This is a genomic window from Desulfovibrio simplex (assembly GCF_055387835.1).
The window spans coordinates 1,369,925-1,391,663 of the sequence record NZ_AP042377.1; the positions used below are offsets into that span (position 1 = coordinate 1,369,925).

The 21,739-nt window shown below is 51.9% G+C and carries 15 protein-coding genes and 2 pseudogenes; 1 reads left to right on the forward strand and 16 read right to left on the reverse strand.

Features of this window, described 5'->3' with window-relative positions:
• Positions 1-61: 61 nt before the first annotated feature.
• The 15 genes and pseudogenes from ACZ5DH_RS05690 to ACZ5DH_RS05760 all read right to left on the reverse strand — a co-directional run.
• A pseudogene (locus ACZ5DH_RS05690) lies at positions 62-1,066 on the reverse strand (AAA family ATPase); the annotation flags it as partial.
• A gap of 69 nt (positions 1,067-1,135) precedes the next feature.
• Positions 1,136-1,564: a putative toxin-antitoxin system toxin component, PIN family gene (locus ACZ5DH_RS05695; RefSeq protein WP_209819096.1), complete on the reverse strand. Its 429-nt coding sequence runs from the start codon at positions 1,562-1,564 to the stop codon at positions 1,136-1,138.
• Between the two features lie 2 nt (positions 1,565-1,566).
• Positions 1,567-1,788: an AbrB/MazE/SpoVT family DNA-binding domain-containing protein gene (locus tag ACZ5DH_RS05700; protein ID WP_096152631.1), complete on the reverse strand. Its 222-nt coding sequence runs from the start codon at positions 1,786-1,788 to the stop codon at positions 1,567-1,569.
• A 133-nt stretch (positions 1,789-1,921) separates the two neighbouring features.
• Entirely contained in the window at positions 1,922-3,082 is a 1,161-nt protein-coding gene (locus ACZ5DH_RS05705) for a hypothetical protein (protein WP_464256123.1), read from the reverse strand.
• A gap of 68 nt (positions 3,083-3,150) precedes the next feature.
• Positions 3,151-3,852 carry an ERF family protein gene (locus ACZ5DH_RS05710; protein ID WP_464256124.1) on the reverse strand — a complete coding sequence of 234 codons (702 nt, stop codon included), beginning with the start codon at positions 3,850-3,852 and terminating at the stop codon, positions 3,151-3,153.
• Positions 3,853-4,165: 313 nt separating this feature from the next.
• On the reverse strand, positions 4,166-5,182 hold the full coding sequence (locus tag ACZ5DH_RS05715) for an alpha-hydroxy-acid oxidizing protein (protein WP_464256125.1): 1,017 nt from the start codon (positions 5,180-5,182) through the stop codon (positions 4,166-4,168).
• 65 nt (positions 5,183-5,247) lie between these two features.
• Positions 5,248-8,379: a type I restriction endonuclease subunit R, EcoR124 family gene (locus tag ACZ5DH_RS05720; protein WP_464256126.1), complete on the reverse strand. Its 3,132-nt coding sequence runs from the start codon at positions 8,377-8,379 to the stop codon at positions 5,248-5,250.
• Between the two features lie 11 nt (positions 8,380-8,390).
• Positions 8,391-9,584, reverse strand: coding sequence for a restriction endonuclease subunit S (locus ACZ5DH_RS05725; RefSeq protein WP_464256127.1), 1,194 nt, complete (start codon positions 9,582-9,584; stop codon positions 8,391-8,393).
• A complete protein-coding gene (locus ACZ5DH_RS05730) occupies positions 9,577-12,183 on the reverse strand; it encodes a type I restriction-modification system subunit M (protein ID WP_464256128.1) in 2,607 nt (868 codons plus the stop codon). Before ACZ5DH_RS05730 ends, ACZ5DH_RS05725 begins: the two co-directional genes overlap by 8 nt.
• A 146-nt stretch (positions 12,184-12,329) precedes the next feature.
• Positions 12,330-12,474 (reverse strand): annotated as a pseudogene (locus ACZ5DH_RS05735) (integrase core domain-containing protein); the annotation flags it as partial.
• 32 nt (positions 12,475-12,506) lie between these two features.
• The gene (locus ACZ5DH_RS05740; protein WP_464256129.1) at positions 12,507-13,742 is read right to left on the reverse strand and encodes an ISL3 family transposase; all 1,236 of its coding nucleotides are present in this window, start codon (positions 13,740-13,742) and stop codon (positions 12,507-12,509) included.
• 241 nt (positions 13,743-13,983) lie between these two features.
• Positions 13,984-15,756 (reverse strand): hypothetical protein, encoded by a 1,773-nt coding sequence (locus tag ACZ5DH_RS05745; protein ID WP_464256130.1) that lies wholly within the window; start codon positions 15,754-15,756, stop codon positions 13,984-13,986.
• A gap of 68 nt (positions 15,757-15,824) precedes the next feature.
• Complete coding sequence (locus ACZ5DH_RS05750; protein ID WP_464256131.1) at positions 15,825-17,198, reverse strand: ankyrin repeat domain-containing protein; 1,374 nt, start codon at positions 17,196-17,198, stop codon at positions 15,825-15,827.
• A gap of 25 nt (positions 17,199-17,223) precedes the next feature.
• On the reverse strand, positions 17,224-18,171 hold the full coding sequence (locus ACZ5DH_RS05755) for an autotransporter outer membrane beta-barrel domain-containing protein (protein ID WP_464256132.1): 948 nt from the start codon (positions 18,169-18,171) through the stop codon (positions 17,224-17,226).
• Positions 18,168-18,989, reverse strand: coding sequence for a hypothetical protein (locus tag ACZ5DH_RS05760; RefSeq protein WP_464256133.1), 822 nt, complete (start codon positions 18,987-18,989; stop codon positions 18,168-18,170). The genes ACZ5DH_RS05755 and ACZ5DH_RS05760 overlap by 4 nt, the downstream gene beginning before the upstream one ends.
• 301 nt (positions 18,990-19,290) lie before the next feature.
• Here ACZ5DH_RS05760 and ACZ5DH_RS05765 point away from each other — a divergent pair, with 301 nt between their 5' ends.
• The gene (locus ACZ5DH_RS05765; protein WP_464256134.1) at positions 19,291-20,715 is read left to right on the forward strand and encodes a helix-turn-helix transcriptional regulator; all 1,425 of its coding nucleotides are present in this window, start codon (positions 19,291-19,293) and stop codon (positions 20,713-20,715) included.
• A 223-nt stretch (positions 20,716-20,938) separates the two neighbouring features.
• On the opposite strand, the gene ACZ5DH_RS05770 is transcribed toward ACZ5DH_RS05765, so the two are convergent.
• Complete coding sequence (locus ACZ5DH_RS05770; protein ID WP_464256135.1) at positions 20,939-21,499, reverse strand: ParB/RepB/Spo0J family partition protein; 561 nt, start codon at positions 21,497-21,499, stop codon at positions 20,939-20,941.
• Positions 21,500-21,739: the final 240 nt, after the last annotated feature.

Sequence of the window (21,739 nt, forward strand, 5' to 3'; positions counted from 1 at the left end):
ACCGTAGGGCCTGATCTCCTTGCAGATTTTCAGTGTCAGCCGTTTCTGTTTTTGGGGCTTCAGTTTCCATCTGTTGCGGGAACATGCGCTGGGCCAGTTCGTGCAGCATGGCGCGGGTTTCGCGGCTGGCGCGGTAGGCCAGGGCACGGTCGAGGGCATAGGTGACAGGCTGTATGCCCTGGTGGGCCAGAGGCTGGAAGCGCACGGTCAGATCCCCCCAGCGCAGCAGGCTGCGCGTGGAGAAGGTGACTTCTATGGTGTTGGTGAGGTTGCCGGTTGATGCCTCACCCATGAACAATTTGCGCACCTCGTTGGCATACTCCACCATGGTGGCACGGAGCGCTTCGGGCAGAGAGGGGAAGCGCCGGGCAAGCAAGCTTTTTTCCACATCCGCAGTCGGGTAGCCCACTTCGCAGATAGTGAAGCGGTCTAGCCACGCGAGGTTCTGGCGTTGTGTGCCTTGGTACAGGCCCGTGTCATCGCCAGCGCCATTGGTATTGGCCGTGGCCACGAAACGGAACATGGGGTGCGGCTGGATAATTTCACCCCCATTTTCTGCAATGCACAGGGGGGAGCCGTCCAAAACGCTGTTCAGGCCAGCGGCTATTTCTGGTGAGGTTAAGTCGATCTCATTAAGCAGCAGAACTGCCCCATACCGCATGGCAAGGGCAAGAGGGCCATATTCAAAGTTCATATTGCCGTCTTTGACCGTCAGGTGCCCCACCAGATCGGCGAATTCCAGCCTGCCGTGCCCGGTGACCTCAAAGACTGGGTAATTGAGCCTGGCTGCCAGTTGTTTGATGCAACTTGTTTTGCCACAACCTGTGGGGCCGAAGACATAGAGCGGTTCATGTGCCCCCTGTGCCCCTTGAAGATTTACGAACCAGACCACCATGTCGCGGCTCGACTCATGGAAGATATAGTCGTGATCAATTGCCGGGGTGTAGGCCGAAGGAACGGCATAGCCCCTGACCGTGGTGCCAGAGGGCTTGCCGCTGAAAACTTGACCGGCATTAAGGTCGGTGGGCTGAAGAGAGTCAAGTTCAGAAATATTCGTGCCTTTCATTATTGCCTCCAAAAACAGAAAGGCGCACCCTCATGGGTACGCCTTCCTGTAAATTTATTATAATGACTGTTAGTTATGTTTTGAAATATGCCTTAAAAGCTCTGCGGGGGTTGTTATTTGCAGTTCTGGAAATATATGCCGCAGTTCTAATAAGTGTTTATCCCCAGACACTAGAAAAGCGGCATTGGCTGCTTTTGCTAAATGAATGAAGACTGCATCATCCCTGTCACGAAGTTCTGAAACTTCTTCAAGAGGAATTTCAAGTGGGAAAGTCTCAGCCCAGGGCAGAAATTCAGCGAGCAAACTCTCAATTTCTTGGGGTTCCAGCTTGAACTTTGGGTAACTTAACACCCTGATCAATTCAGTGACGGTTTCACGACAAACTACAGGGATGATTCCTTCAGTCTGCCATATTTGACGGAGCTCAGCTATTCTTCCCTTTGAGAAAATAAGCGCGGAAACAAGGCAGTTTGTGTCTAAAACTACACGAGGGGCCATAGCTATGCTCTACGCCCCCACTGGACAGCATCCGTTACATCCTGCTCACTGATGCCAAGAGCCGCTAGTTTGTTGCGTACGGCGTCAACTGGCCGTACCTGCATGGGCGTGAGGACTATGCGACCATCTTCCAGCGACACATCGAAATATTCGGGCTGGTCAATCTGCTGCACAATGGCCTTTGGAAGCGTAAGCTGATTCTTAGAGGTAAGTTTGGCAAGCATCGCGGCCTCCTTTTTTCGCTAGAGTAAAGAATCCGTGATTAAAGGATACGTCTTGCAAATTATTTGTCAAGCTACGTGGTTCTCAGCTTATCCTCCTTGCGTTATCGCGCTCTGTGAGTTTGTTTCTCCAGATTCAGTTTATAGGTGAAATACTTAATTTTTCGAAAGGAGAGCCAACGCGCTCGCAGCGGGCAAGCAAGGCATCTACGTCAATGTTACCCAAGCCGTCAAAGCGGAAGATGGCAGTCAGTTCTTCATGTAGGGCTTCGCGATTAAGCGTGCTGCGCCCTGCTGCCACTGACATGCGGAATCGGTAGTTTCCCGTGTCTACCCAATCTCGTGTGCCAGACTGCCGGTGAACCAGCTTAAGCACCGTCTCCATTTCTTTGATTTCGTTATCCAAAGCCGTGCGCTGTTCCTTGAGGGCCGCCAGCTTTTCAAGTGCCGGTTCCCATTGCGGCATCTGCACTCCCTGTGGGAATTTGGGGCAATCGCCATTATATTCGCAGTAGGAACAGATTGGGTAAAAACCTTGGGCGCAGGTTACCTGTGAAAGGGACAAATTCCCGGCACGGTGGGCCGTGAGGTCGCCCCAGAGTTGTGCCGCATGGTCAAGGGCCATATCGAGCATGGCCTGATTGAAGCCATAGGGGCCGAATGCTTTAACCTCTTTCATGGAAAGGCAGAGCAACCACGCTTCCATACTTGCCTCGGCAGCAGTTGCGGGCAGCTGAATGCCAAGTTGAACACGGCAAAGTTGTGGGAAAGTCATTTTGTCATGCAGAATCGTGCCGTCCTCAGCACGAAGACTGAAAACGGGCTTGTTCCATGCTTTTACCAAAAGGCCGATTTGCCCGTGCAGTTGCAGCAGATGGGAATCGTGCGGGGTGTCTGGCAGCTTGTCTGTGCTTTTCACTTCCAGAATGCGAATGGCATTAACGGGAGCGCCCCAGACCAGAACAAAATCAAGATGGGCTTTGATGGGTACGCCCTGATGCTGCCAGTTGATCTCAAGCTGGGGCAATACATGCAGGCCCAGCGATGCCAGAGCCTGCCCAACCCCGGATTCGAACCAGTGACCGCGTTGCAAAGTAAGCAGACGCTCCAGGCTGTTTGTGTTGGGTATTACTTTTCTGGCCAGCGCAGCCCGTGGGCATTCCCAGTGTTGGCCGATGTCGCTCATGCCCACATACGTGGATCTGTCGCCCAGATGAGCGGCGGTACTTTGCTGAGAGACCGCTTGCAGCCCCTGTCTGATTAATGCTCGCAATCCTTCCGTGCGGTTCTGTTCCATGGTTTAGTCTCCATAAAAGCGAGAGGGCCGCCATCAGGCAGCCCTTTCACTCGGTGTTTTGTTTTTGGTTATGCGGCATCAACATATTTCCACCACAGTTTGCGTTGCGTATTCCAACGAAAGCCCGCGCCTGTGAGCAGTTCCTTCTTGGCCTGAGTGTTGCCGGTGGCAATGATGCAGGGCCGCCCGTCTTGGGCCGTGACCTGCTGGTAGGTAATGCCCTCCAGTGGAGGAAGATTTTCAAGGCCTGCTGCCGGTCGATTTGAAGTGGTTGGAGAACTATTCGCGACGTTAGTGCCGCCCGAAGCCGCTTTTCGTGCCTCAGTGGCGTTTACGGGCAATTTCGGACGTGAGGGCGTTTTTCGGCTAGTTCTTGCCCCTTCACCGTCGTCATCTTCCGTGACCATGCCCAACATGGCGGTTAGAGCGTAGCGGCGGGCATAGGTTATCGCAGATCCCATACCCTGCGGGTCAGCCTTAGGCAGAGGAACAACTGCAAGGGAGCTTTGCCACTGGCCAGACTCTGCATGGGTCAGCTTGGTAACCAGCCCTAAGGAGTTAGGCTGTTCCACAGGCACAGGATATTGGCACAGCCAAATGCCATTTTCGATAAGCGCATCACGGCAGGCATCCATGACGCTGTTGAGGCTGGCGTACCAGCTTTTGGTGAAGGGATTCTCAGCGTCTTTTGTAACCGGTTGCACGGTTCGCTGCACGTTGAGCAGGGCCTTAGCCAAATCAGTAATACTTGCTGATTGGTATTGGTTCATATGAACATCCTCCTTCGATAGCAAAATGATAAAGCCCCGTCCGGCTTGTGGCCGAACAGGGCTTTCAGGTTGATTTGAAGCATTACTCTGGTGTTCTTGTAAGAGTAATATATTCTTGAAAACTGATGAGTAACACGACCTTTCAACTTTTGCTCTCTGTGTCAGAGGCGCTGATAGGTCGATGGCATCCTTTCGGAGGGAAGGTCACATCCACTCATAAAAAGAGGAAAAGCGAATTTCTAGCGTTTGCACAGGCTGAAAGACGTTTAAGCGTAGAGGCCAGATTTTAAGATATTCTCTCAGGTTATCCGCCCTAAGCAAATAAAACATCTTCATTAATTGCGGCAATATTCTTGCAGCCTGTCAGCACCATAGTCTGCACAAGTTCGCCCTTGACCTGGGCAATATACTTGCTCACGCCCTCAGTGCCTCCACCAATTGCAGCCCAAACAATAGGGCGGCCAATTCCCACAAGGTCGGCCCCAAGCGCCAGCATTTTGAAAACATCAGCCCCGCTGCGCACGCCGCCGTCCACCATGATTGTTACCTGGCCTTTAACCGCCCTGGCAATCGCGGGCAGCACCCGTGCCGTACCCGGGGCATACTCCATCACACGGCCACCATGATTGGAGACCACAATACAGTCTACCCCGGCCGTCACGGCTTCCTCAGCGTCCGCAACCGTCATAATACCCTTTAAGATGAACTTGCAACCGGCCGTATGAACTTTTTCAACAATCGCGGCCAGTTCCTTGGGAGACTTGGGGCCAACCGGGTGCCCCATTTTGCGCAGGGTAATCAGTCCCGCGGCATCAATATCCATGCCTACTATCTTGCAACCGCTGGCAAAAGAACGGTCGAGCTTTTCATCAAGCTCGTCACTCTCCCAGGGCTTGATGAAAGAAATGCCGTGCCCTTTGGCTGCCGTAATGGCAGCAAAAGCAGCTTGAGTAATTATTGGGGGTACGCCATCGCCGGTGCAACCGATAATTCCTGCGTTCTTACAGCCTTCAACCACAGCTTCGGCATATGTTTCTTCAGTTACGGCGTCATTGAAATTGAACATGCCGCCAATGGGCGCGGCCACCACCGGCATATCCAGGTTCATCCCAAGGTGGCTACAGGAGGTCTCGGGAGCGCTGGCAGTGTGAATGAGGCGCATGTTCAACGCGATTTCGGCCAAGGCCTTAACATTATTTTTAAAAGCAGTGCCACTGCCCAGGCCACCCATGCCCGGTACTTCACCAGCGCACACTCGCCCGTCGCAAATTGAGCAAAGCCGGCAAGCTCCCCGCATAAGTTCTTTGGCCTTTTGTCGAATATCTTTCATACGAATCTCCATTTAAATTCAGGGGCATAAGCAAGCCCCTTTAGTTCATATGCCTTTTATCTGTGCTACTCTATATCAAAGCCGCCTTCGAGCAGGAACCTGCGCAAAAATCCATCAAGCAGGCTGAGTGCCTTAAACAGGCTAACGTCTGCCCCTTGCTGGGCAGCAAAAAAAGTACGGGCCTTTTCCATGTCAACCGTTGCTTTCAGCGCATCAAAGCGGCCGTATTCGTTGATATTTGCTTCTGTCAGCTTAAGGCTCATCATGTCCCTGAGCTTTGCCTCGTCCAGGCCAAACGCAACCGCTACGTGGTGAATCTGGTCGGCTTTTGCCCTTGCCTGATACTCGGTAATATAGTCGCGCAGGGTCTTGCCGTCTTCTACAATAACATCGCCGCGTTCTATGTCGCGCAAAAAGATACCCGCGTATTTCTGTTCTTCCTGGGTCAGCAGGGCAAAGGTTTTGTGCAGGTCGCTTTTGACCTGCTCCACTTCTTCTTTTGCCTGCAACGCCCTTAGATACTTATCGAAACGCGAGTTCATGTAGTCGGCATCAATTTTCCCGGTATCAATCTCGGTCAGGTGTCCGTCAAGGGCATAAGGGATTTCTTCGCCACCCTCGCTACCGCCGTCTCCACCGCCACCGGCAAACAACTCCTTATAGCGTTGCGCGAACACACGATAGTCGTTCTCGTCAAAAACGGTCTTGATGATGGTCTTTTTTGCCCCCGGTTTGCTCTGAAAGGTGTACTCCCGCTTGCTCCAGGTGAAACCCTGAATTCTGGCTGCCTCAAGAACCGCATTGAATTCTTTGAAGAGAGCGGCGAACTTGCCGCAAGCACTTTTGTCTGACGGATTTTTGGTGAAATCCGGCACACCGGCATCAACAAACACCTGTTTGATGCGGGCAAACAGGTTGTTCATGGTTTCGAGATTTGTCTGAAGCTTCTGCACAAACAGGCCAATAGGCTTGTCGCCAGAATAGAGCTTAACGGCCTCTGCAATATTCCGCTCCATGGTGTGCGGCATGCGGTAGTAGCGTATGGTTCCAAACGGTTTGTCATGCCCAAACAGGCGGTTGGTGCGCGAGAATGCCTGAATGATGTTCTGGTATTCCAGCTTCTTGTCCATGTAGAGCGTGTTTATCCATTTGGAATCAAAGCCCGTGAGCATCTGATCAACAACAATAAGCAGGTCAATCTGCTCGCTTGCCTTTATGCGCTGGTGGGGCGCTTTGTGGGCAAGGCGCGCTGCTATGTCCTTTTTGAATCTGGCGTGTGTTCCAAGCTCAAAGGTCTGGTTGTAGCGGGCGTTGTAGTCGGTGATGATTTCCACCAGTCCGGCTTCCTTGAACGCCGTTGTGGCACCGTCGCCGTTGTCGATATGCGGATCAAAGAGCGCCGTGATTTTCAGCTCCGGCTTTTTCTTTTTGAAAAGCCGGTAATAGGCAATGGCCTCTGGTATGCTGCTTGTGGCAAACAGGGCGTGGAATTTGCCCGCGTGCGAGAGCATCACCCAGTTATCAAGAATATCTGCAACAACCTGTTCTGTGTGTTCGTCGCGGGTGTACTGGCTTTTGGGAAGGTAGTCTTCAATGCCCTTCACATATTTGCCGGTCTTGTCAACGTGCCCGGCCATGGCAACGTCATTCATGAATCTGTAGTAGATTTTGCTCTTGTGCGGGTCGGCAATGGCTTCTTGTTCTGTGGCGGCCTTTGCCTCATCGAGCGCAACAGCCTTGCGCACGTCCTTGTCCCTGTATGTGAGCACCTTGTAGGGGTCAAATCCCAGCACGTTTTCATCGCGTATGCCGTCGGCAATGCTGTATCTGTGCAGCTCGTTGCCAAAAACGTCGGCTGTTGTGCTGCCCTTGATCTGGTTTTCGATGTGTATGGGCGTGCCGGTAAAACCAAAAAATATTGCGTTGGCAAAGTTCTGCTTCACGTCATGCAGCATGTCGCCAAAGGTGGAGCGGTGCGCCTCATCCACGATAAAGACTATGCGCTTGTCGGCCATCTGTTTGATGTCTGCGGCGTTCATGCCGTTTTCTTGCCTGATGTTGCTCATTTTTTGTATGGAAGTGACGATGAGCGTATCGGCAGAGGCCGTGCTTATTAATTTGGCGACAAGTGCGTGCGTGCTTTCTGTGGCCTGCACCTCGTCGTTGTCATCGGCAAAGCCCTGGTATTCTTTGAGCGACTGCGTGCCAAGCTCGATGCGGTCAATAAGAAAGATAACCTTGTCGGCATCCTTGGAGTTGGCAATGAGCTGGGCAGACTTGAAGCTTGTCATGGTTTTGCCGGAGCCAGTGGTGTGCCAGATGTAGCCGCCGCGCTGGTTTTTTTCTCCCCACTTTGTGTTTGCTACGCGGTCAGAGATTGCGCTTGCAGCGTAGTACTGGTAGCTGCGCATGACTTTGAGGATGCCGTCCGAGTCGTCCGGCACGGTGTAAAACCCGATAAGCTGATGCGCCATGGGTATGGAGAGCAGCTTTTCTGCCACTTCCTTCCAGTTGTTGATAGGCTCGTTGTTGGTATTTGCCCAGTGGAAGTAGAAATCGGGGTTAAACTTGCCGTCTCTGCCGGGGTTGGCAAAATACAGGGCTTCTGCTGGCTCCATTGCCACAAAAATCTGCACCAGCGAAAACAGCCCGCTAAACACACCCTCGCGGGAATATTTTTCAATCTGGTTGGCGGCCTGCATAACGGAAACGCCGCTCTTTTTCAGCTCAAGATGGATAAGCGGCATGCCGTTGATGAGCAGCATGATGTCGCCCCGCCGGTCGTTCAAAATGCCGTGCGTGGGAAACTTGGGCTGCTGCACTATCTGGTAGCGGCTCTGGCCTGCGGCAATCTCTTGCCTGTCATAGATCTTGAGCGAAACTTCCGTGCCAAAATGGGCTTCGTCATCCGGGTTGTCGCGTATGATTGCTACGGTCTTGCCGTTAATAAAGCCGTTGAGATTGAGCGGAGTATTGAGGGTATGTATCTGCTCGATGATCTGCTGCATCTCGCCCGGTGTGAGCGGCTGGTTGTTGAGGCGGTCGACACTGCGGTTGTTGTTAAAGAGAATGCCAGCCCAGTTTTCGATAAGCTGCTGCTCTGTGGGGTTTTTGATGACTGCCGCTTCCCATCCGTATTGCGTGGTGAGCACCTTGATGAGGGCTTCTTCAAATTCGGATTCTTTGTTGAACGCCATTGTGCAGTCCCCTATGCGAACATTTTTTCAAGCAGGGCTTTTTTGATGTTTTGGAGCTTGGTCAATTCGCGCTGATGGAGGGCGATAAGGCGGTCGAAGTTGGCGAAGAACAAACCTATTTGTTCTTGTTCTTTCTTTGATACCGGGAAGTTGAAACACATTTCCTTAATTGCCGTGCCAGATGTCAAAGCTCTGGTTGTCATAGAACTTTTCTTTATCATCTCGCTTCGAAATGTCTGAGTGAAAAATACATATCGCTTGAAAATGTTCGTCATCGGGTCATCTTCAATAGCTCTACCGCGCAGTACAAAGCCGCTAAAAACTGTTGATTCTGGCGTATCAAGCATAACTGATGGATAGCCGATTTCATCAATCGTCTCCGAAGTACGAGTGAAGAATATGTCTCCCTGTCGAACCTCAAAATTCTTGATTTCGTTGTCGTCCAGCAAAACTTTTCCCTGCAACTGTTTTGCTTTCAAACCGCGATTATGGAAGACATCAGTAAAGTTTATGATAGGTGTTCCCTTGCCAAAATACTCCTTACTTTTGTTCAACCCATTCTTGAAAAAATAGAACTCGCCAACTCTCCGCCGCTCCCAATCGTCTGAAAAGCCAGCGAAGCGGATTTCGGGCTTGTCCTCGCCAGCTTTCGGAAACATCTTTTCAAGCAGGGCTTTCTTGATGTTAACCGTCTTGTCATGCGCACGTTGATGGAGGGTAATGCGATCGTCAAGAGCAAAGAAAAATTTCCCAATTCGAGATTGTTCAGCAACTGTTGGGATGGGGAAGCTGATTTCCATCATCGTGCCAGCATTCAATTTTGCTCGCCCACCACCAACTAAGTATGGCTCAATATCGGTATGCTTGAGCGCATTCATCAGGAATTTATTGTCTGCTTGGAATTGTTTTGCTTGCAACACGTGGGCGTGATTATTGACCCAGACTTTAAAATTAACGTAGTTAACGGGGTAATCCTGTAAATCGTTCGCGCCGTCTTCGGCAACCAGTATAAATTCACCGTCGTGAGTGAAGCCTTCAACATAATCCTGAATCCCGTTTGCACCGTAATACGGCGTATTGCCAGATACACGATTGGACGCTGTTATTGGGATTCGCAGATTATCATGTCGATCTGCTAAATCTTGAATTTTCCGCTCTTCCCAATCATCAGTAAATCCGGCGAAACGGATGGCGGGGCTACTCATATCCTTCACCCTTCAGCAGGGCTTTAAATTCGGCAAGCCCCTTCATGTCGTAGTCGTTGCCTGTCAGTTCGTCGATCAGGCTGGCGAGCGATGATTTAGTTTCCGCAATCTGTCCGGCCAGTTCCGCATAGGTGGTGGCGTATTTTTCTGCCAATGCCCGCACCTGGGAAACAAGGTCGGCGATAATGCTGCCCGGTATGCTGTGCAGCGCGGCAATCAGCGGCTGAATCCACTTGGCTTCCAGCAGGGCTGCAACCTGTGCGTCCGTCATGCCTTCAATCATGGTCTTGGTGGCAAGGTGCAGTGCGTCCGCGTCGGCCTTGATCTGTTTTTTCAGGCTTTTTTCCTTGTCTACCAGTTCTTGAACCTGCACGAGCTTGCGCTCCAGCGAATCTTCATCATAGGCCAGCACTGCGGTTTTGGCCTTTGCAAGGGTGCCAAACAACTGTTTGACCTGCTTGCCTACCTCTGCAACGACAAAGGCGTCCTTGGCCTCGTTGACCACGCTGCTTTCCTTGTCTTCTTCCGCCAGGGAATCAAGAATCTCGTCGTAGGTGGACTGAATTTCCGCAAGGTCTTCTTCTTTCCGCTTCAGGGCATCGTGCTGCGTGCGCAGCAAGGTAAGCTGCACCAGTTCAAAGGGAATGACGTGCCCAAGCCAGCCTTCCTGTACTTCAGTGTCCTTGCCGTCCTTTTTCTTCAGCACAATGTTGGGATCGACCTTTTTTGCAGCGTCGAAACCCTCAGTTTGCAGAATTTCCAGATCCACGGCGATTTTTGTCCACTGGTCGTCAAGGGCCTGGTAGGCACTGTACCTGTCCACAAGGGCGATCTGCTCAAGCCGCTGGAATATTGCATCCGCAATGGCAGATTCCTGTTTGCCGATGTTGAGCGTTGCCCAGTTGTCGATAAGTTCGGCCTTGAGGTGCGCGGCAAAGTCTGCAAAGGCCGCAGCGTATTTTTGCTGCCAGGCGAGTACGGCGGCATTGCCATGTATGGCAGTCGCCACGTCCTCTGCGGCAAGTGTTGCGTAGGGCGTGCCGTTGTGGGCAAACAGGGTTTCTTTCAGGCCGCCAAAGGTCTGCCAGTATGCATCCAGTGCCGCTATCTCGTTCATGGGTATGCCGCCGAACATGGAGGCGTAAATATCCCACGTTTCGGCGGGGTCTGATGAATCGACATAGCGGGGGATATTGAGATTGTAGTCGTTGTCGCGAATTTCTTGCTGGCTGACCACGCGGGAAAATTTGTCCACTGTAATGCGCTGGGTTACGGTATCGGCAATTTTTTTGATGTCTGAGGCGCGCAGCACGTTGTTTTTGCCAACCTTGGCAAAGCCCCTGGACGCGTCAACAACAAGCACGTCTGTGCTTGCCCGCGTTTTTTTCAGCACCATGATAATTGTCGGTATGCCTGTGCCAAAAAAGATGTTGGCGGGCAGGCCGATAATGGTGTCGATATGGTTTTGCTCAATAAGGTTTTTGCGGATCGTGCCTTCCTCGCCGCCACGAAACAGCACCCCGTGCGGCAGCACGATGGTCATTATGCCGTCTGGCTTCAGGTGAAACAGGTCGTGGAGCAGAAAGGCAAAGTCGGCCTTGGTTTTGGGTGCCAGCCCAAAGGCCGCAAAACGGGCGTCCGCATCCTTGTGGGTGGGGTCCCACGCCTGAGAGTACGGGGGGTTGGATACCACCGCATCCACATACAGCGGATTGTACGAGCCTGCGGGGTCGCTGTCGTCAAAATACGGCCAGTCGTCTTCAAGGGTATCGCCGTTTCTGGTGACGATGTTGTCTGGCAGAATGCCGCGCATCACAAGGTTCATGCGCGTGAGGTTGTAGGTGTTTTCTTTCAGCTCTTGGGCGTAGTATTTGATGTTGTTTTCGCTGGCGATGTGCTTGGCCACTGATTTGCCGATGTTGATCAGCAGTGAGCCGGAGCCGCTGGTGGGGTCGTAAATTTTGATTTCGTTGCGGTCTTTCAAATGGTCGGCCACTATTTCGGACATGAGCAGCGAAACCTCGTGGGGCGTGTAGAACTCGCCCGCCTTTTTACCGGCATTGGCGGCAAACATGCTGATGAGGTATTCGTAAATGAACCCCAAAACGTCGTAGTCCTGCCTGCCGTCCATGGGGATGACATCTATCAGCTGGATAAGATTGCTGATGGACTTTGTTTGCGTGCCGGAGCTGTCGCCAAGCTTGGAAAGCCCGGTTTGCAGGGTATCAAGAATGCGGTGGAAGACTTTTTTGTGCGTGGGGTTAATGAGGCGGCTGAAAGCAGAGAGCGCGTCGCGTACATTGGACACGTCAAAGTCTCTGCCCATTTCAAGCCAGGTGGAGAACAGGTTTTCGTAGGCGATGAAGTAGCCAATGTTCTGCTGTATGGTCTTGACGATACCGGTGTCTTCTTCCGACAGGGCCTTGATGTCTTCAGTGGTGCCCTTCAGAACATTGCGGACGTACTTTACTTCAGTATCAGAAAGATATTTGTAGAAGATAAATCCAAGAATATAGTCTTTATATTCATTCGCCTCAATCTTGGAACGCATTTTGTTTGCGGATTCCCAAATTTTTGACGCCAATTGCTGCTTGTTCATTATCTTGACCGGCCCCGGTTTTTTGTACCAGGCTAAAAGTTAGTGGCAAGCGCTTTGCGGCGCTTCTTCTGCCATCCGTATACACAACAACTCAGTGGGAGGCGAGAGCGACCCCATTGCCCCTCCCATGGGAGGGGCAAAAAACGTCAGAGGTGCTGGCGGTTGGCCTCCCAGGGAACGATGCGGCCGGCGGTGATTGTAATGCCTACGCCAGTTCTCAATAACAATTTCAGCCTCTTGTAGCGTCATAAACAGCTCGCCGTCCAGCAGCTTGTCGCGCAATTTTCCGTTGGTTCTTCCGGGTTTTCCGTGGGTAGCCCCTGTCAGGAACTGGCCGGGTAGAGGTCCAGACCACCACAGAAGAAGTAGATGGCTGTCTTGAAATGCTCCCGGTTCCTATAACCGCAAGCCTTCCTCTTGATGGCCATGATCTTGCTGTTGAGGCCCTCGGCCACGCCGTTGGTGATCCTGTGGCGGCAGAAGGTCAGGATGTTCTCAAGATGTCTCTGAATCAGTCCGCCCACTTTGCGCATTGGGGCAAGATCTGACCTGTTCACCCAGACCAGCCATCGCTTCACAAAACGTCTGGCCCATCCCGTGCTCAGGTACTTCCAGACGTCGTTCAGGCTTTCCTTCATGGCCCAGGCCTTGGCCACCTTGAGGTTCGCTGTCTTCAAGGCCTCCAGGGCTGGCCGGTGTTTGTCCGGCAGATTCTCCTCCCGGTATAGCCAGAGGAATTTCGTGCCCTTGAGTCGATGGTCATCCTGACTTGTGAGTTCGCGGTGCTCTTGCTTGCGTACCCGGTCCACAGCCTCGCCTACGTGTTTCATGACGTGGAACCGATCGTGAACGATTTTCCCCGCCGCGTCCGGCACATGTTTGAGCGTAGCTTTAAAATAGGGCTCCCACATGTCCATGGCCACGGCCTTGATCCGCTCCAACTGCGCCTTGGTGAACTGAAGGTAGTACCCCTCAAGGCTTTCGGCCTTACGCTCGTCGGCCACATACTCCACCGTGCTGCCGATCAGATCACAAACCACGGTCACATAGTCGTGCCCCTTGCGGAATGCCTTCTCGTCAACGCCAAGATACCGCGAGGGATTCGATTGCTTGCGCTCCCGGCCCCGGCACACCGCCCTTTCCATGACACCCCATGCTTCGTCCCAGGTGATGCGCAGGATGCGCCGCGCTCCTGTTACGGTGGCGCACTCGGTCAGCACGTCGATGATCAATCGCTCCATCAATATGGTGAAACGTGCCTTGGACTCGGCCCAAGGCACGTTGACCTGAAGGACGCCATGCTCGGGGCAGTCCACTCGGGGAATCCGAGCATGCAGGAACGTCTTGAACTGGCACGTGTCCAGATGGCGCCAGACACGAGGCTCGACATGGTCGCGGCAAGCCAGCTCTCGACCACAAGTAGGGCAAAACCAGCGAACACCAGGACCATGCTCCACGCGGATGTCTACCCGACCTTCCGCCGTGTCCAGTTCAACAGCCTCAACAAACCAGGGCTCGGTCAGCCCCAGAATCCGAAAATATAGGTCCGTATCCTTCATTGGTGCCCTCCGGGAAGGACATTAGCAGATCAGCTACCCACGGAAAACCCGGAAGAGCCGAACAACAAAAAGCCTCCTCAGCCCTTGTATGGGTGGGGAGGCTTGTATGCACACTGATGTATGCTTTTATATATTTTTTAATAACAATCTATTTTTCCATTACTTTTTGAGAAAGATGGGTATTTATGTATTCATAATTGAATATAACTTAGAAACTATTTCAATCAAGCCTAGTGTAAATCTATTTTTGCAGCAGGGCCGTCCTTTTTCCAGTGAATGTGGTATCGACATAATCTGGAATCATACGCTCAATCGTATGAGCCGTCATTTGCTCTCCAATAGTCTTTCCATTTGAGGTAATTTTTTTGTAAATATCTTTAATACTCCCTTTTACAATGACTTCATTTTTTTCATCAAAAGAAAAGGCTATTTGGCAAACTGACTTGTGATTTCCATCTTTTTCCTCATAACTGAAAACGCCTGTTTCAGAGTTGAAAGAGCCGCGCTGGCGGACAATTTCGCCATCATCCATGTATTCCAAAGTCGCATTAGACCCATTTTGAATGAATGTGACATTCATGACAAAAGACTCTCTTGTTTCTTCTCCATACTTCTTGTTGTACTCAATGCTCTCACCACTTAAACGATATTTTCCAGAAAAATCTGTAAGGGGTGGGCTGAATACGACAATATTGCGCCCTATTTTCAACTTAAATCTTTTGCTGGCTACGGGCTTGTCTTTGGTGATGTCCGCATTCGGAGTGTACAGATACACGGTGTGTGGCTTGCCGCATTGGCTGTGTCCAAGCATGGTGAAGTTGATGCTGGCCGCGCCTTTTGCGTTCAGCGTGGCGGACCAATCCTTGGGATTTTCCTTTACCGGCCCCAGCACGGCCTTGTATCCGGCATAATAATACGGCTTGCCGTCGGAACGGCGTGTTTCGCCCACAATGAGTTCGCACTGACTATTGTATAATGCAGCCACATTTCGGATATTGCGGACGAGTTCTTTCTGCATATGGGCGGCAACATCTTTTTGCAGTTCGGTAAAAACGCCCATTTGAACTAGGCGTTTTTTCAAAAAGATGACCATTTCTTCGGTCAAGTCAGCCTGTTCCACCTCATTGGGCCATTTATCCAATCTCAGTGCGGTCAAAGCCCGCTCGTCAGGAGGCATTCTCCAAAATTCCTGAGCCGCTTCATGCAGAACGCCTTCCAGAATGACGCCAAACTTGTCGGTTTTTTCGTTGGCCAGACATTTGGCCTGCACGTCACGCAGGCGTTTCATCCAGTATTGGCGAGGAAATTTTTCCGTAACATAGGCATGGTAAACTTGACGAATCTGATCCTTATGGGCTTCCATAGCTGCGGTGTTGAATTTGTTCAGGGTATAGTCAAAAATGTATACCCCCACAAAACCCAGCTGTAGTGCCTGCTTGCCTAGAAAGCCCACCACGTTGTAAGCACCGTTTTTGAGATAGTCGTACACTGCGGCTTCAGTAAACTCCTTGTTGCCCGTCCCGATGCTGATGGTGTCAATAACCATAGAGGCCACACCAAACCATTTGCAGTAGTTGCCAAGAGCGTCGGAGACTTTAGGCATGAACTCGCGACCGCCCCGTTTTATCATTAACTCGTAAAGTTTCGGATCAATCCGGCCATAGGTTTCGTCAGCCAGTGTGAAGAATGTTTGTACCGCTCCAGCATGATTTGTTAGTTCGGAGATAAAGCCGTAGCCCGCCTCCAGAGCTCCCCTGTCTGGTTCTGAACCTGTTGCAAATGACGCGAGGTGTTCACGCAGATAGGTGGACGGATAGCGCACCAACAATAGGCGATCCTCATGAATATTGACAATACGCGCTTGCGGTGTATTTGCGTTTTCAAAGTCGTAATAGGTACCGGCAAAAACGGATTCAGGCGTGAAAGACGCCATAACGGACGCCACAATGATGAACAGCAGTGTTTTCAAGGCGACGCGATAAGGATGTTTCGGCATTGCGGAAATAGTTTGCATCGTGATGCCTCCTCAGTTTCAGGGCGATGGGTTGGGTTTAGCCGCCATTCGCCCTGATTTTTCATGCTCTAAGAACCGGACTTCCCCTTGAGATAGGCCCTGACATCCGCGTCTCCCCATTTTTCAGCCAGGCTCATAACCGTAGCACCGTCTTTACCTGTGGCACGCACATCTGCGCCGCTGTCAACCAGAAGTCGGATCAGTTCCAGTTTGCCCCGCATGCGCACCGCGAACATCAGAGGCGTATAGCCATCCTTGGCCTTCGCGATGTTCATAGGCGCTCCCTTGGCGATAAGGGCGCGTATCACGGCAAGGTCTGTGTCGCTGGCAGCATTGTGCATGACGCTCACCCCGTCCATATTTACAGCCTTGACATCGGCTCCCGCGTCAAGCAGCAGCTTGACCGTTTCTTTTTTCATGTCGCAAAGCAGCAGAGCGGTATTGCCTTCTTCATCTTTGGCATTGACCTTGGCCCCAGACGCAAGCAAAAAAGTCAGCGCGGCGGAATTTTTTGCTTTGGCGGCGTACATGAGCGCCGTGCGGCCCTTCTTGTCAGTGGCATTGATGTTGAATCCCCAGCCGAGTATGGTTTTCAACTGTTCGGGAGTGTAGCTTGCGCGGGAGCAGCAGACCATGAACAGGTTCGTGCCGTTTTGGTCCACCGTCAGCGCATCGGCTTTGGCTTCAACGAGCGCGGTCAGCATTTCCATACCTTCGCTGGCGGCATACATAATCGGCGTAGAGCCGCTCTTGTCCGCCAGATTGGGATTAGCTCCGGCGGCCAGCAGCTTTCGTATGAGTGGCAGCGCCTCGTCGCGGATGGCAAAGATCAGGGCGGTACGACCGTTGGCCACGGCCATATTCACCTTGGCTCCGGCAGACAGAAGCACGTCAAGCACCTCCGGCTGATTTTCACGCACCGCTTCGATCAGCGGTGTGGAATTATTGCGTTTGGCGGCGGCGATGTTGGGGTCGGCCCCGGCCGCAAGCAGTATCTTAACGATGTCCAGCCCTGCGCCTTCCTCTACTGCACAGAAAAGCGGCGTTTCGCCATTTTTATTCTGTGCGTTGACCTTGGCCCCGGCTGCAAGCAAAGCCTTGATGGCATCGGCAGCTTTATGCTCTGCGGCGAAATGAAGCGGTGTTTGCCCCTTAGTATCGGGCTTGTTCGGATCAGCTCCAGCCTTGAGCAATATGTGCAAGCCTTCCACTGGAAGCAATTTGCCCCCTTTGTATATTGCGTCGAACACAATCGGACGCCCCCTCTTGTCCGTCTGGTTGGGGTCGCTCACTCGACTGAAATCCTGCGTTGACGCAAGAAGGATATGCTGGGCATTACCATTGGTGGTATGCAATGCGTTTTTTTCGTATGCTTTCGCATGGAAGGGTGACAGCCCCAACAGAAGTGTCAAAAATGTCAGAAAAAAAACAGTCCTGTACATAGCCTTCTCCTTTTCTGGTAGAATGTTAGAATGTGTACTTCACCTGCAAACTGCCACCGATACCGCTGCGTATGCCGGTGTACCCTTGTGCAGCAAGGTCAAAGGAAAGACCGGAGTCCGCCGCGGGCTTGAAGCTCATGCCCAATTCAAAGATGCCGGTATCCCCCTTGAGCGAAGGTGCAGGCACGTCATAGCCATATGTCGTAGCGCGGGCCTTGCCGTCGAATTCATGTTCCCATGCCGCGCCAACATACGAGACAACGCGCTCTGAAAACGTGTGATTCACCTTTCCGCCAAGGCGAAGGCGCTGTGAAGTAATTTCGTCAAAGGAAAAGGGATCGCCCACAACGCTGGCCGTATCGCCGTCCTGACGTGTCCAAGAATACTTGCCATACAGGTCAAGAGAAGTGCTTTCCCCCAAGGGCAGGATGTAGCCCAGTCCGAAGTGGGCACCATAGTAGCTTGCGGACGTGTCATAAGACGCTCGGCGTCCGGCGGCATCCATGAGATCATGGCTCTTCCATTGGTTTTCCATGTGACCAAGGCGGAAAGAACCTTCAGTATACAGACCAGACAGGAAGGAGGTGGTCAGATCGAATCGTGCCAGCAGACCTCCGCCGTAGTAATGGCTGTCGCCATCGCCACGCACCGAGGCGCGATTCGCAAAACTGTTGTGGGTGGAGTAGTCCCCGTAGCCGGTTTCAAAAAAGACACCGGTCTGGAAAAATCCCGGTGCGCCGACGAAGCGCCGACCAATGCCAAACAATCCGTTTATACCGTTGACGTTTATATGTGAGCCGGTATTATAGCGCGAGGCACTGCCAGACATGGCGCCGAAGGCCGCCCAACCGGAAAGGGGAGAAAGCGTGCACAGGCTGGCCATACCCTGACCGCTTGCCAGATCGCCGCCCATAGTGAGCAGTGACAGCCCTGCAAGCTGGCCTTCAGACAGGGATTTGGTCTGCGGGTTCACGCGCACAGGGTCGGATCAGGAGTTGTGTCTACGGTGGCGTCCAGAGTGGTTAACGTGGCGTTCAGGGTGAAATCATATTCCAGCGATATGCCCTGTGTGCCTGTGAGGCTCTTTTTGGTGTACCCGGTGGTGGTCAGACCGTTTTCGTTCTTCAGCAGCGTGACGGTATCACCCTTTTGGAGCGGGCTGGTTCCGGCTGCCACAGCCACGCCCACCTTGCTGTTGCTGATGTCCGTGCCGTTTGGGTCCGTCAGCGTCAGCACCGTGTCGCCTGCCTTCACCGTGCCGGGCAGGATGAAGTGGTAGTTCTCAAAGTTCGCCACATTCTTCGCACTCAGACCCACGGAGCGGATTTCCAGTGTGTTGCCGGTTATCTCGTCAATCGGACTTGAGGAGTAGTGCCAGCCGCCATAGAGAACAGCGTTCGTAAGGACAGGGCTGCCGGAGATGCGGATGGTATTGCCTGTTGCCGAGGTCGAGGTAGTTGCATTACCGCCCCATCCACCTATCACATATTGCTGAATCGTGCCACCACTGATGGAAATCGTATTACCGCTCGCTTTTCCACCCTCTGTAACTACCCAGCCTCCATACAAACGCCTTGCCACGCCCCCTGTCATGGTGACGGTATTGCCTGTGGCATCGCCGCTGGCGGCATAACCGCCATAGATGTCTTTCCCGGTTCCTCCTGTGTCGATAGTGACATTGGCGCTGGATGAGGCATAGTTGTTGCTGCTATCCGTTCCAGTATAGGCATTTGCAGCGTTGTCGTCAGGCGTACCGTCTTTTCCGCCGGAGTCTGCCGCCAGACTCGGCACGGCGAACGGTAAGCATAATAGCGCAGCGCACAAAAGACCGCAGGCGATAGACAGCAGACGCGGTACTTGCCGCGGGGAAACAAAAGAAGCAACAGCCATAGCACACCTCCATCAGAGTCATTTCTGAGGATCATGTACCTGTAGCTGTCGCAAATGCCATCCAACTTAAGTACCAAATTACGAGCAATCCAGCTCATACTTTCTTGCTAGATGTCTGTTTTTACGATAGATATAGCCATTCTCTTTCCTGCCTGAGACGATGCGTCCATACTCACGATATTCCCCGCAAGAGGTGTGAAGAATGCCCAGTCCCTTTTCTTCCATGCTGTCAAAATCTTCTCCACGCGCTCTTGCTGTTGCGGCATTTTCCTTGGAATTTGCCTGGCTGCTTTCCTTTCTGTTTGAAGGGCAGGTGTTGTACGGGCTGGCGGGGCATTTTCATGCACGCCCCGATGCGTATATTCTTGCCGCCATTCTGGCTCATTTTTTCGGTCTTTTTTGCTGCGGCTTTTTCGTTCACTCGCCCCGTGCGGCACGCAATGTCAGTCTGGGCGGGCTGCTGGTCTGTTTCCTTTCCTCCTTATCTTTTTATGCCGCCCCCTCTCCCCTGTGGTTGGCGGGAACGATCTGTGGTGCCATCGGCGCGGGCTGTGCCGTTTCCTGCTGGGGAGTTTTTCTCAAGAACTTCACGCCGGAAAAAGATCGCATCAAAAGCTGTGCCGACGGTCTGATTGGTTCCAATATCCTCATGATAGGCATCAATGTCGTCGCCATATATCTGTCCCCTTTTGCGGGACTGACGCTTGCCACCGCCTGTCTGTGTGTTGGGATGCTGCTGACATGGCGGCTGCCTGTGGAATGCGGAACGTGGCGGTCCATTCGCCATGAGTCCGGGGCGCTGAAACATTCTTTGGCGCTTCTGGTTTTGTTCGTTATCATCATCACCATCAATTCAGGGCTGATGTATCAGGTCATCAAACCCGCCTTCGAGCACCTGTCCGGACTTGTCAGTTGGTACTGGGCAGTGCCGTACATTGTTGCCCTCATCTTCATGCGTAACCTGTCCTCGCGTTTTCAGCGTGCCACGATTCTTTTTCTCGGCGTCGCCATGATCATGGGCGCTTTTCTCGGATTCATGCTGCTGGGAAGAAGCGGCGGCGACTACCTGATCATCAATACACTGATGCTGGGAGCCTGCGGCATTTTTGATCTGTTCTGGTGGAGCATTCTCGGGACCATGCTGGATCATGCCGAAAATCCGGTCAGCGTGTTCGGCATGGGACTTTCTGCCAACGTCTGTGGGGTGCTGCTTGGTGATGTTCTCGGACTGTCGGCACACGCCTTTTCTCTGGCGGAGATCGCCGTTATCGCACTGACAGTAAACTGTATTACGCTTATCCTCCTCCCCCCGCTCAATCGGCAGCTTGCCGTTTTATTGAAAAGTCATGTGTATCTGCCCCAGCAGACACATCTTCCGATGGACATACGAGACAGGATCGCGCCTCCCATACCAGATTCCCTGACCTCTCGTGAGAAAGAAGTGCTTGAACTTGTCATTTCTGGAAAATCCAATAGGGAAATTGCGGAATCGCTATGCATCAGCGAAAGCACAACCAAGACTCATGTCTACAATATTTTTTCAAAATACGGTGTAAAAAGTCGGGCAAAACTCATTGCCGAAGTTCTTGCCGGTCAGCCGGACTCGCAATGCGGGCTAATGCCTTAATCTGCTCTATAAAAATGTGCCTGTGACATCCTAATTTCTCTGTTGAAGTAGTGATAATAGAAACGCCTTTTCTGGGTGCTTTTTTATGCCGACGTTTCCCCCTTTTTTTGAGGGATAGAGGCATTCCCATTTTCCGCAAAAAATCGTTTTATGAGATACGCGGGAATGATGATGCCTTCGTTCTTGAGTATTTGGCTCAATTCACTGGGGCCGTATCCTTTTTTCAATGCCTTCTTGAAGTCTTTCTCCAGAAGTGCCGCCGCCTCCGTGCGACCTTCAACAGACGCTCACGGGTCATCAGGGGCTTTGTTCTGGCGTCATTGCGAATCTCTTCTGGAAGCGATGCAATCTTCAGTATTTCGCTTATGGTGCTTTTCTTCTTGCCAATCATTTCAGCAATTTCATCATTGGAGCAATTCTTCTGCTTTTGCAATGCAGCTACAGACTCAGCAAACTCAATAGCTGTTAGGTCAGATCGAAGTATGTTTTCCATCAGGGCAAGTGTTAGAAGATCGCCTTTAACATACTTGGTTTCTATTGTTCCCTTCCCCAACTGCTTGTGAGCCCGCACACGTCTTTCTCCAGAGATGATTATGAGCTTACCCTCATGGCAGGTAAAGGTGATGTTTTGCAGGAGGCCGTTAACTTCAATGTCAGCTGCAAGGGCTTTGATCTCATCTTCGTCAAAATATTTCCTGGGCTGCTCAGGGTTAGGCATCAATTTGCTTATATCTATTAAGTATATTTTTCCGATTTCATATTCACGATCTTGAGATTCAGACATAATCCCTCAGATAATCAATGAATACAGCTTATTGTAGCAGTTCGGCCAACCGAACTGCTACTGAGTGTAGGTAAAATTTGATTCAAATCATAGTAGGTGTCAATCCTGATGAACTTGACCTGGATCACGCGCTGAGTCGTTGCCGCAGCCAGTGCATAAAACTTGCGCGTTCGTAAGCAATTTTTTTTCCAAGCCGAACTCGTACAGAAGGGCCTGTTCCCAAAGCGTCTGCGTTGGACA